The 522-nt window shown below is 62.8% G+C and carries 1 protein-coding gene; it reads left to right on the forward strand.

Going from position 1 to position 522, the window contains the following annotated elements; all coding sequences use genetic code 11:
* Positions 1-522, forward strand: a 522-nt coding sequence (locus AB4Z23_RS28180) for a dihydrodipicolinate synthase family protein (protein ID WP_441361269.1), incomplete at both ends; no start/stop codon positions are given.

Below are 522 nucleotides of genomic sequence, written 5' to 3' on the forward strand. Positions count from 1 at the left end.
GACCACGGTGGCGCTGACACGGCGAGCCTCGGAACTCCGATATGCAGCAGCCCTAGTCCTGCCGCCCTTTTATTACAAGCCAGTTCCGGAAGACGGTATTTTCGCATGGTTCGGCGAACTCGTCGGGCAGACGCAGGCCAAGCCGATCGATCTTTATCTCTACAACTTCCCGCAGCTCACGGGCATCGAATTCAGCCCCGCTCTCGCCGCGCGTCTGCAATCCGCTTTCCCCGATCGCATCAGGGGCGCGAAGGACAGTTCCGGCAATCTCGACTATGCCCGCCAGCTCGCCGCAATTCCGGGCTTAACCGTGTTCCCGAGCAACGAAGTGTCGCTGACAGATGCCGGCCGGGACCATTACGCCGGCTGCATCTCGGCGACGGTCAACATCGACCCCGCCTCCTCCGCTGCCCTGTGGAAGAACCAGAGCGATAAGGCACTGGAGGAAAATGTCCGGTCGCTTCGGCAGGGCGTTGCCGCCTACCCGCTGGTGGCGGCGGTCAAGCATCTGGTGGGCAGGCG

This window comes from Agrobacterium sp. MCAB5 (assembly GCF_052114365.1).
Classification (GTDB): domain Bacteria; phylum Pseudomonadota; class Alphaproteobacteria; order Rhizobiales; family Rhizobiaceae; genus Agrobacterium; species Agrobacterium tumefaciens.